Origin of the sequence: Allohahella sp. A8, from assembly GCF_047946665.1 — a bacterium.
GTDB lineage: Bacteria > Pseudomonadota > Gammaproteobacteria > Pseudomonadales > Oleiphilaceae > Allohahella.
In genome coordinates this window covers 1,807,538-1,821,953 of the sequence record NZ_CP172312.1, presented here as the reverse complement: position 1 = coordinate 1,821,953, position 14,416 = coordinate 1,807,538, and the positions used below count along the sequence as shown (strand labels likewise).

The 14,416-nt window shown below is 56.7% G+C and carries 15 protein-coding genes; 14 read left to right on the top strand and 1 reads right to left on the bottom strand.

All coding sequences use genetic code 11. From position 1 onward, the window contains the following. Positions 1–35 precede the first annotated feature (35 nt). Both ACH3PB_RS08170 and ACH3PB_RS08165 read left to right on the top strand, forming a co-directional pair. On the top strand, positions 36–1,394 hold the full coding sequence (locus ACH3PB_RS08170; RefSeq protein ID WP_416398970.1) for an endonuclease: 1,359 nt from the start codon (positions 36–38) through the stop codon (positions 1,392–1,394). A gap of 2 nt (positions 1,395–1,396) precedes the next feature. Beyond that, entirely contained in the window at positions 1,397–1,894 is a 498-nt protein-coding gene (locus ACH3PB_RS08165) for a hypothetical protein (RefSeq protein WP_416398969.1), read from the top strand. On the opposite strand, the gene ACH3PB_RS08160 is transcribed toward ACH3PB_RS08165, so the two are convergent. Next, positions 1,891–2,304, bottom strand: a complete 414-nt coding sequence (locus tag ACH3PB_RS08160; protein WP_416398968.1) for a hypothetical protein — start codon at positions 2,302–2,304, stop codon at positions 1,891–1,893. The genes ACH3PB_RS08165 and ACH3PB_RS08160 overlap by 4 nt on opposite strands. A gap of 534 nt (positions 2,305–2,838) precedes the next feature. On the opposite strand from ACH3PB_RS08160, the gene ACH3PB_RS08155 reads away from it, so the two are divergent. The 12 genes from ACH3PB_RS08155 (at position 2,839) to ACH3PB_RS08100 (ending at position 14,366) form a co-directional block, all read left to right on the top strand. Further along, entirely contained in the window at positions 2,839–3,534 is a 696-nt protein-coding gene (locus ACH3PB_RS08155; protein WP_416398967.1) for a PEP-CTERM sorting domain-containing protein, read from the top strand. Positions 3,535–3,715: 181 nt separating this feature from the next. Then, positions 3,716–4,669 (top strand): hypothetical protein, encoded by a 954-nt coding sequence (locus ACH3PB_RS08150; protein WP_416398966.1) that lies wholly within the window; start codon positions 3,716–3,718, stop codon positions 4,667–4,669. Further along, positions 4,669–5,340, top strand: a complete 672-nt coding sequence (locus ACH3PB_RS08145) for a hypothetical protein (protein WP_416398965.1) — start codon at positions 4,669–4,671, stop codon at positions 5,338–5,340. The genes ACH3PB_RS08150 and ACH3PB_RS08145 overlap by 1 nt, the downstream gene beginning before the upstream one ends. Then, positions 5,333–5,971, top strand: a complete 639-nt coding sequence (gspM, locus tag ACH3PB_RS08140; protein WP_416398964.1) for a type II secretion system protein GspM — start codon at positions 5,333–5,335, stop codon at positions 5,969–5,971. The genes ACH3PB_RS08145 and gspM overlap by 8 nt, the downstream gene beginning before the upstream one ends. Position 5,972: 1 nt before the next feature. After that, positions 5,973–6,401 (top strand): general secretion pathway protein GspB, encoded by a 429-nt coding sequence (locus tag ACH3PB_RS08135; protein WP_416398963.1) that lies wholly within the window; start codon positions 5,973–5,975, stop codon positions 6,399–6,401. A 19-nt stretch (positions 6,402–6,420) separates the two neighbouring features. Then, the gene (gene mshL / locus ACH3PB_RS08130; RefSeq protein ID WP_416398962.1) at positions 6,421–8,112 is read left to right on the top strand and encodes a pilus (MSHA type) biogenesis protein MshL; all 1,692 of its coding nucleotides are present in this window, start codon (positions 6,421–6,423) and stop codon (positions 8,110–8,112) included. A 20-nt stretch (positions 8,113–8,132) separates the two neighbouring features. Continuing rightward, on the top strand, positions 8,133–8,978 hold the full coding sequence (locus ACH3PB_RS08125; protein WP_416398961.1) for an ExeA family protein: 846 nt from the start codon (positions 8,133–8,135) through the stop codon (positions 8,976–8,978). Positions 8,979–9,009: 31 nt separating this feature from the next. Then, positions 9,010–10,200: a hypothetical protein gene (locus ACH3PB_RS08120; protein WP_416398960.1), complete on the top strand. Its 1,191-nt coding sequence runs from the start codon at positions 9,010–9,012 to the stop codon at positions 10,198–10,200. Further along, positions 10,197–11,960: a GspE/PulE family protein gene (locus ACH3PB_RS08115; protein WP_416398959.1), complete on the top strand. Its 1,764-nt coding sequence runs from the start codon at positions 10,197–10,199 to the stop codon at positions 11,958–11,960. The genes ACH3PB_RS08120 and ACH3PB_RS08115 overlap by 4 nt, the downstream gene beginning before the upstream one ends. A 1-nt stretch (position 11,961) precedes the next feature. Further along, positions 11,962–13,191, top strand: coding sequence for a type II secretion system F family protein (locus ACH3PB_RS08110; RefSeq protein ID WP_416398958.1), 1,230 nt, complete (start codon positions 11,962–11,964; stop codon positions 13,189–13,191). 6 nt (positions 13,192–13,197) lie between these two features. Beyond that, the gene (locus ACH3PB_RS08105; RefSeq protein ID WP_416398957.1) at positions 13,198–13,689 is read left to right on the top strand and encodes a hypothetical protein; all 492 of its coding nucleotides are present in this window, start codon (positions 13,198–13,200) and stop codon (positions 13,687–13,689) included. A 200-nt stretch (positions 13,690–13,889) separates the two neighbouring features. Then, complete coding sequence (locus ACH3PB_RS08100; RefSeq protein ID WP_416398956.1) at positions 13,890–14,366, top strand: type II secretion system protein; 477 nt, start codon at positions 13,890–13,892, stop codon at positions 14,364–14,366. The last annotated feature ends 50 nt before the right edge of the window (positions 14,367–14,416 follow it).

Below are 14,416 nucleotides of genomic sequence, written 5' to 3'. Positions count from 1 at the left end.
CGCTTTCTACGGCCGAGCTGCTGAACAGGTCAGTGATGTTCAATACACGAATAAAAACACGCTCTTGCAAGTCAACTGCCTCTCTGATTGCCCCTTTATTCGCCATGCTCTCGCTGGCCAGCACGGCCGCCAGCGCCGCAATCGATAATGCTGCACTCGAGCGCTGGGATGGGCAGAGGCCGCAGGGCTGGACGACAGTCGACAGCGGTATCGTACTGTCGCAATCCACCAAGGTTCGACACCAGGGCAAATCAGCCGCTGCAGTGCTGGTCAAGACCGGGAATCAAGGGAACACGGATTTCCGCCAGACCCTGGCTGTTGAAGCTGGCCAGGTTTACGAGTTTTCGGTTTGGGTCAGGCATACGCAAGGCGGTGTACGAGCCAGGCTTTATGCCGATGGTTATCGGGACTACAGCGACGCCGCGCGTACCGGCCGCTGGCAGAAACTATCGCATCGCTATAAGGCACAACAGAACACCACAATTGAAGTGGGTTTGCGCTTCTACGACATCGAAGGTTTCGATGCCGCGGAACTGGTTTACGTCGATACCTTCGCACCGGCAGCCACTGATGGCCCGGCAGATGACCCAGAGACCGGCGTGGGAGCGCTCGACAGCTACTACAGTGCTGCCGAAGGCAAACGTGGTGCGGCGCTCAGGTCGGCGCTGTTCGATATCGTGAATACCCAGATCAATCGCGGGTATGCTGCACTCTGGTCGTTCTACCTCAATCACGAGATAGATCGTTATTACGAAGACGATGGCTCTATTCTGGACATGTACTCCGAGAATCCGGCTACGAACGATCCACACAATTTCCGCAAGAGTCTTGATCAATGCGGCGCGTACCGCGCGGAAGGTGATTGTTACAACCGCGAGCATGCTTTTCCGAGGAGCTGGTTTGGCCGTTCGGAGCCGATGAATTCCGACGTCCACCACATCTTCGCGGTTGACGGTTATGTCAACGGCATACGCAGCAATCATCCGTACGGCGAAGTCGGTTCAACCCGCTATGTGACGGCAAATGGGTCCAAGGCCGGCCCCGGACGCCCGTCGCTTGGCTATAGCGGGACGGTATTCGAGCCACGAGACGAATTCAAAGGTGATCTAGCGCGAGCCCAGCTGTATATGGCGATACGATATCAGGATCTCATTGCAGGCTGGGAAGCCCTTAGTCCTGACGGCGATGCAGTACTTTCTGGCGAACAGGACCAGCCCTTCGAGCCATGGTACCTGCGCATGCTTATGCGCTGGCACGCCGCAGATCCGGTAAGCCAGAAGGAGCGTGACCGCAACGCCGCTGCTTTCGACTATCAGGGTAACAGGAACCCTCTTGTGGATTATCCGCAGTTCGCGGATCTAATCTGGGGCGACTATGTGGCCAGTGAGGACTGATTTTGTCTGACATCCTGCGCTGGGCCCACGAAAACGAAGTCGATCTTCGGGCCACCATAAACTGGTCTACGCCACTTTCTGACGACATGCTCCCCACAGGGCTGTCGGCCGATGAGGACACCGCTTATTTCTGCGCCATCGTTGGACGCTTCGACCGAGGTTGGCGGGCCTACTACGTCGCGATGGTCTATTCGCAGTTCGTTTCGACCCGACACAAGAACAACGACCATCTAGCCCGCCTGAAAGAGCTCAGATCCAAGCGTGCTGAAACCATCTGGCATCTCACCCTGGGGACGCTCACACTGCAGGATAAGCGCCTCAACGAAGGTATCGTGAAGAAAATCGAGGGGCTGATGATCTACAGTCATTGGCATGAGCGCTGCGTGACCAGGACCCGAAGCCTTCGTTTCAGTTGCGATCAGTCGATTCAAATCATCAACAATGGCTTCAACGAACCCTTCCACAAGACGATTGCCTACGGCGCACTAGTCTCCGGCTAATCCTGTCGCTTAGCCTGGCCGATACGACCCACGGTCAGTGTGTCGTATTCCCTGAGCAGAAATAAGGCGATACAGGCCGCAAACATTGGCCACGCGGCAAAGAACAGCAAATTGTTGAAAGGGTCCAGATACTTGCCAAAGGACGACAAGGTCGAAACGCCGTGAAACAACATAATGAGGCCATAGCTCCAGGTCTTGAATAATCCGAGTACGAAGGCAGCTATCAGCACCAGTTGGGCTGCACCCATCCCATAGAGCAGGCTGCTCCCGAGCCCTTCAAGTCCGTAAAACGCACCGAAAACCTTGGCCGCGTGTTCTGGTTGCACAAACTTGTCGAGGGTCCACATCAGAAAGACAATGAAAATTCCAAGTCGAAGGAGTAATAGCGATAGAGGGAGATGTTTTGGCATGACGGTGTACTACATGATGGGCGAAAAAGCGAGCGCACACTGTGTGCGAATGAAGGTCAGGCGCCACCGTAACTGTTGTTGAATGTTCGTTCAAGTCGGCCCCTACTGTAGGCGTCAAGTAACTATACATTTCTTAACAGTTCCGCTTTCAACAAAGGCGTTGTGATCGCGGGTAAGCGTCGAAGCAGAGATCGCGCCTAGGCCTTATGGATGGTAGCTTGCGGAGCTGCGTCTTTGAAACTGATCGGCTCCGTTTTGCCTTTACTCGCAAAAACCGAGTTGTTTAAGGCAAAGACTGGCAAATTTCATGTCCAGATTCTTTACGAATTGCGCAGGAAGGCAGCGTGGTCGAAGACGGAGAACGCTTTATAAATCAGTATCTAACGTCATTGGTATGGCTGTTGCTTGCAAATTGTTACAGACGCATAGATTTGCTGTACTACTCGTCGTAACTGCAGATGTCGAACGGATGATCATCTGCAAAAAGAGGGCCGGATAGGCCTTAGAACAATTCAGTTACGAAGGAAAAATATCATGACAAGTGCAAGCTTTTTCAAAAGCCTGGCGGCAACGACACTGGCGGTGAGCTTCTCCGCTTCCGTCTCTGCTGCCATTATTCACGAAGTATCAAATCAGGATCAAGTGGTCAGCTCTTGCGGTGGCGCTGCCTATGGACTGTACACCAATGGTCTTGCTCTCGGTTCAGGTTCGTACTGCTCGTATTATTACAGCATCAATCCTGGCACGAACTTCACCAGATTCGACGACGGCACTGCGAGCTTCACCGGCACGGCTACCAACCAGTTTGGCGTTGAAGCGACGATCAACCTGAACCTTTTTGGGTTCACGACTGACTACTCGCCAGTGAAGACCGGTGGCGGATCTAACACTGCAGATTGGGGCTTTTATACCAATCTGACCGAAGACAGCTCCATTACCATCGATGGTACCGAATACTTTGCCCGACTGGTCGGCGCGCCAGACAACATCGGCTCAAAGCCAGTGTTTCAGTACGGCACAGGCGCCAACGATAAAACCGGCGAGTTCGGTGGTTCTGTCTGGCTCGACATGTACTCTGCCAATGGCGATGCGCTCTTTGTTGAACCAAATCACTGGGATATCAACTTCGATCTTGGCCCAGGTTTCGAGCTCGATGTTCCAGCGCCAGCCACCGCAGGCCTGCTTGCACTAGGCATCGCCGCCCTTCGGTTTGCCCGCAAGCGCAAGTAACTCGCTCGTCATTCCCTTGGTAAGAATCACGCCAGCCCCTCATTGAGGGGCTTTTTGCTTTTCTACGCATAATCCGGCCACGCCATCCTCCAAGCATAGTCGGCTCAGTTGCAACAATGGCTTACTGAGCTAGTCTTGAATTGACCTTACATAGAAAAGCAGTCGTGCGTGGAGTAGGCATTTGAGTCCTTTGTGGCCGTTCAGGCGCAAGCATAGTCAGACGGTCGGTCTTGAAGTGCGGCCAGGTGCCATCGTGCTCGCAATAACGGCACCCGATTCAGCGAAGACGAAGGTCAGTATCACCCGCCTTGAAACCATCGGCGCACAGCCTGCACAGCGTCTCCAGCAGCTCACGGAGTACGTGGTGAATCACAAGCTTCAAGGTGCAGCCTGCAATCTCGTGTTGCCGCCTGAGTTTTACAGTATTCAGCAGATAGAACGGCCGCCCGTCGAAGATAGCGAGATGAGTGCGGCAGCTGGCTGGAAGATTCGTGACCTGCTCGATTACGATCTGGAAGACGCTATTGTCGAAGCATTTGAATTTCCTGATGACGCCCTGCGCGGCCGGCCTGCACAGGTGAATGTCGTCAGCGCACGCAAGAGTGTTCTTCAGGATCTCATCACACTCGTCGAAAGCAGTGGGCTCAAGCTCGAGAGTATCGATATTACCGAGCTGGCGCTGCGCAATCTGCTGCTGCAGATCCAGTCTACCGAAGCACCAGCCAAAGGCATTGGCCTGGCCTGCCTCATCATGCGCGAGCACGGCGGCATCCTGGTGCTGGTCAAGGACGGCAATCTGTATCTCACCCGCCGTCTCGAAGCTGATATGGAAGGTCTGGCCGATCCCGATCGGCAGGGCGCCACCGGCCAGCAGCTGGCGCTCGAAGTCCAGCGCTCGCTTGATTACGTGGAGAGCCAGCTAGGTCAGGTTCCGCCGCGTCGCCTGTTTGCTGCATCCGAACTGCATGAAGAGCAGATGCTGAAGGCGCTGGATGAAACACTGGGATTGCAGGTGGTTCCGTTACCGGCAACAGAAGCCGGTATGGCGGAAGACGTGATTCCGCTCGCCGGCCAGTGGGTGGCCTGCGGCGCAGCGCTGCGCAATCAGCACAAACCAGTCACTGGCGGTGCCTGATGCAGCAGGTCAACCTTTATACCGAGGCTTTTCGCCCCAAACGAGACTGGTTTTCCGCCGCCAGCTTGGCCTGGTTTCTGGGTATCTTCATTGCTCTGGTTCTGGCGTACAGCGCCGTCCTGATGTGGCAGGATTCGGTGGGTGATGCAGAGCTACTGGCGCTTCAGCCGGAGAGCACCCGGCTTCAGCTGGAGGTGAGTCAGCTCACGGAACAACTTGAGCAGCGTGCCCGGGATACCGGCTTGCAGGCGAAGCAACAGACCTTACAGCAGCGTCTGCAGAATACGAATCTCCTGCTTGGCACCATTCAGGGTCGTCTCCTTAATGAGCGTGCCGATGCGTCCTTCTCCGCCATCATGATTGCGCTGGGCAAGCACACCACTGGCGCGCTCTGGCTCGAGGACATTGTGATCAAGGACAGTGGCGCGCGTCTCCAGTTGGCGGGTCAGACCGCCGAGCCGCAGTCACTGCCGCAATACCTGCAGGCGCTTGGCAAAGAAGCCGCCTTCGCAGGGCGAGCCTTCAATGGCTTTCAGTTGAGTCTGGAAAAACCTGACGCGCAGGCAGCTGGCCAGGCACTCGATGGTCGCAGAGGCCGCGATAGTGCTGGCTCGGGTGCCTACAGGGCCTTCAGCGTTGATACCCACACCGAGGATCCGGGTGATGCTTAAGCAGTGGAGTGCGCGCTTCGCGATCATGTCCGTTCGCGAGAAACTGATCCTGTTAGGCACTGTTCTCGTGCTGCTGCTGTTCGTTGCCATGGAGTTCGTTTGGGCGCCCTTATGGGAAAAAGATACCACCCGCAGAGCTGCAATCAAGACATCCATCGAGAACACCGCGACACTGCAGCAGCAACTTGCCGTTCTACAGACCGCCGTCGGGCGCGATCCCGATGCCGCGCTCAAGCAGGAGATCGATCAACTTTCACAGCAGCTCGAGCACCGTGAGAATGAATTGAGAGCCAATCTGTCGCGACTGGTTTCTCCTGAGGAAATTACAGCGGTATTGATTGATCTGCTTGAAGGGCAGAGCGGTTACTCAGTGCGTGAAGTCAGCAAGCTGCCCACACTGAGAATTCAGCAGGGCGAGGGTGATTCAGCGGCTGTGCTATACAGTCATCGCGTCCGGATCGTTATTGATACGGACTATTTCAATGCACTCGAGTATCTCAGGAAGATCGAACGGGATGAGAACCGACTGCGCCTGCTGTCGCTGCGCTACGAGGTCGATGACTACCCTTCGGCACGACTTACCCTGGATTTCGAAACGCTCGGACTCGATGAACGCTGGTTGGGAGTCTGATATGAGCATTACTTGTCATTTATACCGAAGTCTTTTCTCTGTCAAAGCGCTGCTGCTCGCAGCAGCGACTGGCCTGCTGACGCAAAGCGTGCTTGCAGCCAGCGCCAATCCGCCGGCAAGCATGACGATCGATGGTATAGAAATCAGCGACCCCACGCGGCCACTGGACTGGCGCACAGGACCCAGAACCGCAAGCCCCCAAGACCAGCAACGTCCGGAGCTCAAAGTCAGCTCCATTCTTATTTCGCCAGCTCGCCGTCTGGCCATCATCAACGGCCGCAGCGTCGCCGAGGGCAGCACCATCAATGGGGTGAAGGTTCAACGTGTCAGTGCTGACGGTGTGCAGTTGCGCTGGCAGGGCGAACAATGGACGGCCCGGTTGGCGGCGTCTGGTAACGCGGTGAGACAGCCAGTCAGGACTCAGCCATGATCAATATCCGGAGTACGCAATGACCTGTAGTAACAAGCTTGGTTCGCGCAGCCTTGTAGCGCTGTTCTGCGCTGCGATCGGCGCCTGCACCGGTCCGGGTCAGCTGAAGCATCCCGGCCAGCCAGTCAGTACCGAAAACACGGCGCGCATGGAACAGATCCTTGCCGATGCCAGTACTTCGCAGCCAGTCCCAGCGGATACGGTCAGCCCGCCCGCGCCACCGGCGGAAGTCATTGCCGCCCTGTTGGATGAAGCGCCAGCCGATGCCAATGCTCAGCGCTTCGATGTTTCGGTCCGTGATCTGCCAGCGAGAGACTTCTTCAATGGTCTGGTGGCAGGCACCAGCCAGAACATGGTCGTCCATCCTTCCGTGGATGGCACGATCAGCCTCGACCTGAATAATGTAAGCGTTGAACAGGTCATGAAACTGACGCGGGAGCTCTACGGCTACGACTACCGAAAATCTGACGGTATCTATCAGGTCTTTCCTGCTGCGATGAAGGCGGAAATCTTCCAGATCAATTACCTCAACATCAACCGCTCGGGTGCATCGGATATTCGAGTCAGTTCGGGCCAGCTCTCGGGCACTGTCGGCAGCTCTGGCGGCGGCAGCTCAGACTCGGGCCAGTCCGATAGTGGTGATGCCACCTCGTCGACCAACAGAATACTCTCGCGCATCACTACCCGGACTGAAGCCGACTTCTGGACATCGCTCGAGCGCGCACTGGTCGCTATTGTCGGCACTGGCGATGGCCGGACCATCATCGCCAACGGCAATGCCGGAATCGTGCTGGTCAAGGCCATGCCGGAGGAACTTCGGGCGGTACGGGACTATCTCACGCAGTCTGAACTCATCATGCAGCGTCAGGTCGTGCTCGAGGCCAAGATACTGGAGGTGACACTGAACGAGGGTTTCCAGCAGGGGATCAACTGGCAGTATTTCGATGAGTTTACGTCGAGCGTTGATGCCGAAGGTCTGCCAACGCAGAGCCTTGGCCTGGGACAGACCGCTCAGACGCTTGGCGATCCCTCTGGCGTGTTCAGCGCTGCCCTGCGAATCGATGATTTCTCTGCCTTTTTCGATCTGCTATCGACCCAGGGCTCGGTTCAGGTGCTGTCGAGCCCTCGCATTGCGACCTTGAACAATCAGAAGGCCGTGATCAAGGTCGGTACCGACGAATTCTTCGTCACCGGCATTGAAACCAATTCGAACCAGTCAGGTCTGGTTGGCAACGACGAGACCACTGATGTGGAAATCACGCCCTTCTTCTCAGGTATTGCGCTGGATGTCACACCGCAGATTGGCGAGACGGGCGATATCACCTTGCATGTTCATCCGACCGTCAGCGAGGTTCAGGACCAGACTAAAACGATTGGTATAGGCACGCGCAACCTGGTGCTGCCATTGGCACTCAGCACGGTTCGTGAGACCGACAGCGTGATCAAGGCGCGCAATGGTCAGGTGGTCGTGATCGGTGGCCTCATTCGCGATGTCACTCGTGACAGTCAGGCTGAATTGCCGTTCTTTGGCGACCTGCCGATTTTCGGTGAGATGTTCACGCAGAAGCGACAGTCACAAGAGAAGACCGAACTGGTCATTCTCATTCGGCCCTCCATTGGGGACGCCGACACGATAGGCAAAGATCTTGAAGCCGCGGGTCTTCGCTATGAAGCCCTCAGGAAGCGAATCGAAAATGACTACAGGCCATAATGGGAGCGCTGCAGCACCGCATGTATGAGCAGCACTTCGGGCTGAACAGCCTGCCGTTTACACTGACGCCGAACACGCGGTTCTACCTGCGTGCGCAGAGTCACGATCGCGCGTTTGCGACAGTGGTTCATGCACTGAAAGGCAGGGAAGGCTTCATCAAGGTGACCGGTCAGGTTGGCACCGGTAAAACCCTGCTGTGCCGTCGCCTGCTCAATGCGCTGAAGCCGCCGTTCGTGACCGCCTACATTCCAAACCCCCAGCTCGAACCGCTTGATCTCTATCGTGCCGTCGCTGAGGAGTTGGGATTGAAGAAGGACCTGATAGAAGGACAGCATCATCTACTGCGCCTGATTCAGGGTCGTCTCATCGATCATGCCCGCGAGGGGCGCAGCGTAGTGCTGGTCATCGACGAAGCGCAGGTTATGAGCGAGTCGACCATAGAAGCTGTGAGGCTGCTGACGAATCTCGAAACCGAAGCGCGCAAGTTGCTACAGGTTGTACTGTTCGGCCAGCCTGAGCTCGACACCATGCTACGCAGTCCACGTCTGCGGCAGCTGCTGCAGCGCATTACCTTCCAGGAGCGTATAGAACCATTCAGTGCGCGGGAGGTGCCGGCCTATATCAATCACAGGCTCTCGATGGCTGGCTATAACGGTCAGGACCTGTTTCGTAAAGGCGCACAGCGACTGATCGCCCGCGGCAGCGGAGGCGTGCCCAGGCTCATCAATATTCTCGCCCACAAGGCGCTACTCAGTGCCTATGGTGAAGGTTCACAGCGTGTTGAAGCCCACCATGCCCGTAATGCTGTTCGCGATACCGAGAGTGCAATCCCGTTGAGGTGGCCATGGTCGCTCAAGCGCGCATGAAGGTCGCATCGATTCTCTGGAGCGCAAGGGCATGAGTCTGCTGAATGACGTGCTGCGTGATCTCGACAAGCGCAATGCCGGTCAGAGCGAAGTTTCGCCTGATGGTGTGCCTCCAGGTCTAATGGGCAGAGGCAATCAGCATGGTCACGGCGACGGCGGCTTCGGTCGCGGTCAGTTGATGAAACTGATCGTCTGGGTGCTGATCGTGCTTGCCCTGATTACAGCCGTGATCGTTGGGTGGCGTACGCTGGATTTCGGTAGACAGGCGCTCGATCGAATCCCCGTGGATGAAAATCTCCAGGCGGTGCCGCGTAATGTTCCGTTAGCAGGCGAGGTCAAGCCTGTCGAACCACTCCCTGAGCGCATCACTTCGCCAGAGCCTGGCGTCACTGCCGGAGCGCCTGCGCCCGTTGTCAGTAGTCAGTATCCGCTTCCGGAGACTGCGTCGATGTCGGGGCCTTCGCCTGGTGAACCCGACAGCAGTGCAAGTGAGGTGGGCAGTTCTGCCCCTGGCAACGAACCACAATCAGTGGCGCCTGCGCCTACAGTTACAGTCGTTGGCGAACGCGAACCCATCGCGGCTGCTTTGCCAACGGTCGAAACCAGTGTACCGGTACCGAAAACAGAACAGCCAAGCGCAGAAACACCAGCGGCTCAGGCAAAAGTCCCAGCGGCGTCACTGCCCCAGGAGGCGCAAGGGACTGGCGAACGTCGAGAGAAGCCCAGCGCCGCCACCGCAGAAATGAAGGTGACCACACTGGCCGCCCGTCGCCTGGATGAAGCACGTGCCTTACAGGCAGCAGGACAGACCGATGCTGCACTGACCCTGTTCAGCCGACTCGAACCTTCGATAGCAAAGCCTGCGCGCGCGCCGGCCTTGTTCAGCTTCAAAGCTGGTCTGCTACAACAGCAAGGGCGCTACGACGAAGCGGCAGATCTGTATGCCACACTGTTGAGACTGAAATCAGCCGATGCGGCTTCGAATGCGCTCGAAGCCCGCTGGTGGAGCGGTCTTGCGATTGCGCAGGAGCAGCTTCGTCAACCTGAGCGAGCTCATGCCGCCTGGCTGAACGCACTGGCTGCAGGCGGCTTGTCAACGACCACTCGCAGTTATGCAGCAGGCCGAATTGCCGCACTCGACAAGGCCGGCATCAAACCCGATTACCAGACCGTGCTCGACACGAGCGGCTCTGAGACCAATAGCAGACAGGAACAGCCATGAGCGAACCAGCCAAGAAGATGCGCCTCGGCGATATGCTGGTGCAGAACGAGATCATCACTGAAGCCCAGCTTATGAAAGCGCTGGCGGAACAGAAGAAAGCCGGTAGCAAGCTGGGCCGAACACTGATCGACCTTGGCTATATGGCAGAAGACGACCTGCTGCGCTTCCTGTCGAAACAGATGCGTATCCCCTTGGTGCAGCTGCGGAACTTCCAGCTCAACACAGAGTTGGTGAAGAAGCTGCCGGAAACCGCAGCTCGTCGCTACCGTGCTATCGTACTGTCGGAACAGGACGGGGCACTGTTGATCGGCATGTCCGATCCTATGGACATCTATGGCTATGACGAGCTGACCAGGCTGCTCAAGCAGCCGGTCAAGCTGGCCGTCGTGCGAGAGTCGGAGCTACTCAACATGCTCGACATGGCCTACCGGCGCACCGATGAAATTGCCAGCATTGCCGGAGAACTCGAGGACGAGCTTGGCGATGATGCGTTCGACCTGGCGCAAATCGCAGCGACCGGCGAGGGCAGCGAAGCGCCGGTCGTCCGTCTGCTGGAGTCGATATTCGAAGACGCTGTCATGGCCCGCGCATCGGACATCCATATCGAGCCCGACGAGAACGTGGTGCGCATTCGGCAGCGCATCGACGGCACCCTGCACGAGCAGGTCATGAAGGAAAAGCGTATCAACGCCGCGCTGGTCCTGCGTTTGAAACTGATGTCGGGCCTGAACATCTCCGAGAAGCGTCTACCACAGGACGGTCGATTCAATATACGAGTCAAAGGCCGGTCCATAGACGTTCGACTTTCTACGATGCCGGTTTCGTATGGCGAGTCAGTCGTTATGCGACTGCTTGATCAAAGCGCCGGTACGCTCAATCTTGACGCGACTGGCATGCCACAGCCATTGCGCGATCGCCTGCGTATTCTCATCCATCGACCCTATGGGCTGCTGCTCGTCACCGGACCCACGGGTAGCGGTAAAACCACGACGCTGTATGGCGCGCTCAGTGAGCTGAATACGCCGGCGACGAAAATCATCACCGCAGAAGATCCAGTCGAATATCGGCTGCCACGCATTACTCAAGTGCAGATCAATCCGAAGATCGGGCTGAGTTTTGCCACTGTGCTTCGATCAGCACTTCGCCAGGACCCAGATGTCGTGCTGGTCGGCGAGATGCGAGACCAGGAGACCTCAGAAATCGGTCTTCGCGCTGCCATGACCGGTCACTTCGTGCTCTCGACCCTGCACACCAACGACTCGATCTCGAGTGCAATGCGTTTGATAGACATGGGGGCAGAACCCTTCCTGGTCGCGAGTGCGCTCACAGCCATTCTGGCACAGCGATTGGTCAAGCGAGTCTGCGAAGATTGCGTCAGAGCACATGAACTCACTGACCAGGAGCGGGTGTGGTTGCGTGGTCTCGGTCCCAAGGCATCGGTAGCCTTGCAGGCTGATGCGAAGTTCGTGCGGGGCGCCGGCTGCTACCAGTGTGGCAACTCTGGCTACAAGGGCAGGGTAGGCGTCTATGAGCTTCTGGAAATGAATGAGGATCTGCTCGATGCGCTACGGCGTGGTGATCAGAGTGAGTTCACCCATGCCGCAAGAAAAACGCCGCTGTATAGGCCCTTAGCACTGAGTGCGCTCGATTATGCCCTCAAAGGCATCACCTCACTCGATGAAGTGTTCAGAATCACCGCTTCTCTGGCAGATGCCGGGTTCTCTGAGACTGAATCCGCAACCACACAGGCTGGCGCTTAGCGTGGCCGACTTTACCTATAAGGGCCGCGACGGCAAAGGTGTGCTGGTCGAGGGCCTGTTATCAGCGCCGAACAAGCAGCTGATAGCGGCGGAGTTGCTAAAGAAAGGCGTGACACCGGTGTCGATTGAGCCGCATGTTGCTCAGATCGATATTAATGAGCTGATCGAACGCATCCCGCTGTTCAAGCCGACGGTCTCGCTTGACGAGCTGGTGCTGCTGTGTCGCCAGATGTTTGCATTGACACGCGCCGGTATCCCGATAATCCGTGCCATCCACGGTCTGGCCGATACCACCAAATCCAAGTTGCTTGCAGAAGTGCTGCGAGATGTCGCCAGTCGCCTCGAAGGTGGCGTCAACCTGGCGACGGCGATGCGTGCCCACCCTGAGGTGTTCAGCGATCTCTTCATATCCATGGTGCATGTCGGTGAGAATACCGGCCAGCTCGAGGATGGTTTCCGCCAGCTGGCCAGTAATCTGGAACTCGAGCGCGATACTCGCAAGCGCGTGAAACAGGCAACCCGCTACCCCACGATGGTCGTCACTGCCATATTTGGGGCGATTCTCATCGTGAACTTTTTCGTGATCCCAAAGTTCGCTGACGTATTCAAGCAATTCGGTGCCGACCTGCCGCTGCCAACACAGATTCTTGTAGGCATGTCCGATTTCCTGCTCAACTATGGCTGGCTCCTGCTTATCGGCTGTATCACCGCTTTCGTGCTCTTCCTGCGTTGGATAAAGACGCCTGACGGGCGATACAAGTGGGATCGCTTCAAGTTGAAGATTCCCATAATCGGACCGTTGTTCGAGCTGGTTGCGCTGTCACGGTTTTCTCGCAACTTTGCGATGATGCTTGGCGCTGGCCTGCCAATTACATCGGCACTCAGCATCGTGGCTGAGGCAGTCCACAACAAGTATATCGGACGCGCCATCACGGAAATGCGTAGCGGCATCGAGCGAGGGGACACCCTGGTGCGTACTGCGCGCGCCTCTGGCATGTTTTCACCGCTGGTGCTGCAGATGATGTCTGTTGGTGAGGAGACTGGCTCGATCGACAACCTGCTGATCGATGTGGCTGATTTCTACGACGAAGAAGTCGAGTATTCGCTCAAGCGTTTGTCAGATTCCATAGAACCGATACTGCTGGTATTCATGGGCATCATGGTACTGGTGCTGGCACTTGGCGTATTCCTGCCCATGTGGGACCTTGGCTCCGCAGCGATGGGCGGCTAAACGCATATGCCGCTAAGCCGGCGTGTCGGCGCGTTCAGTGTCGAGCTGTGGGTTACGGTCATTGTCATGCTGGTGCTGATAGTGCTCTTCATGCGCAGCTTCAACAGCACCTATGACGACGTGGACCGGCTGAAGCCGACAAAGCTGGCGGAGGTCATGGAAGTTGCGCTGCGCCAGCTGCGTGCCAGCTGGCTGGCGACGAATCAGCCTCAGATGCTGGTGATCGACTCAGGTCAATCGCTCGTCATGAGTGCACAAGGTTATCCGCGCGGTGTGGCGGGTGAGTCGTCGATAGAGCCCAGGACGGGCTGCGTCGCGGTGCTTCAGCTGCTGCTTGGCGACGCCTTGCCCAGGTCAGCCGAAGACTGGCCGGTACTGACTACGGCGGTTGATGGCGGCGAATGCCAGTATCAAATTTTGTACGAAAGCGGTCACAGTTTCGAACTTCGCTACGATACCACGACCGGAAAAGTGAGGGCTTTCCAGGCTGAAGAGTAAGCAGTCCAGTCTGGGTGTAACTACGGGGTAAGCGAAGGTAAGCGAATCATGGCCTGCCAATTTAGGAGCGGTGGGGTTAGCAAACAGATACATAGCGCCCTTCCGCTGTTGCCAATTGCTACAAACACTCACAGATTCAGCGTCTATACTCCTGATAACGATCATTGATTTGGTCCAGTTTGAACTGTTGAGGAATTGCCATGAAGTCTGTACCCATGAACACATCTGCCCCTGCCATGTCCCGATCGAAGGGTGCACAAAGCGGTTTCACACTTATCGAACTGGTCATGGTCATCGTGATCCTCGGTATTCTGGCTGCGTTCGCGCTGCCGAAGTTTGCTGATCTCTCGGGTAATGCTAGCGCTGCCGTATTTGACGGTGCTGTTGGTGCTGGCAAGTCGGCGATGTCTATCACACGTGCCCAGTCCCTGGTAGAGGGAGAAGCCAACGATGCAACAAGCTCCGTGACGCTTGAAGGTGTGCCCGTGGAGATGGTCTACGGCTATCCATCACGTGCGGGCCTGGCTGCCGCCGTTAACTTCGACGGCATTACCTATACCGCAGCCGACGGCAAGCTCACTGTTGATAGTTGTGAGGCCACCTATACCGTTGCAACGGCTACAACCCCAGCGACCCTCTTGGTAACCAAGGCCAAGGTAGATGGCAAATGCCAGTAATCTTCAAGGAAGCGATTTTTAGATCCGGAGCCCCTGACTGATCCGGATGA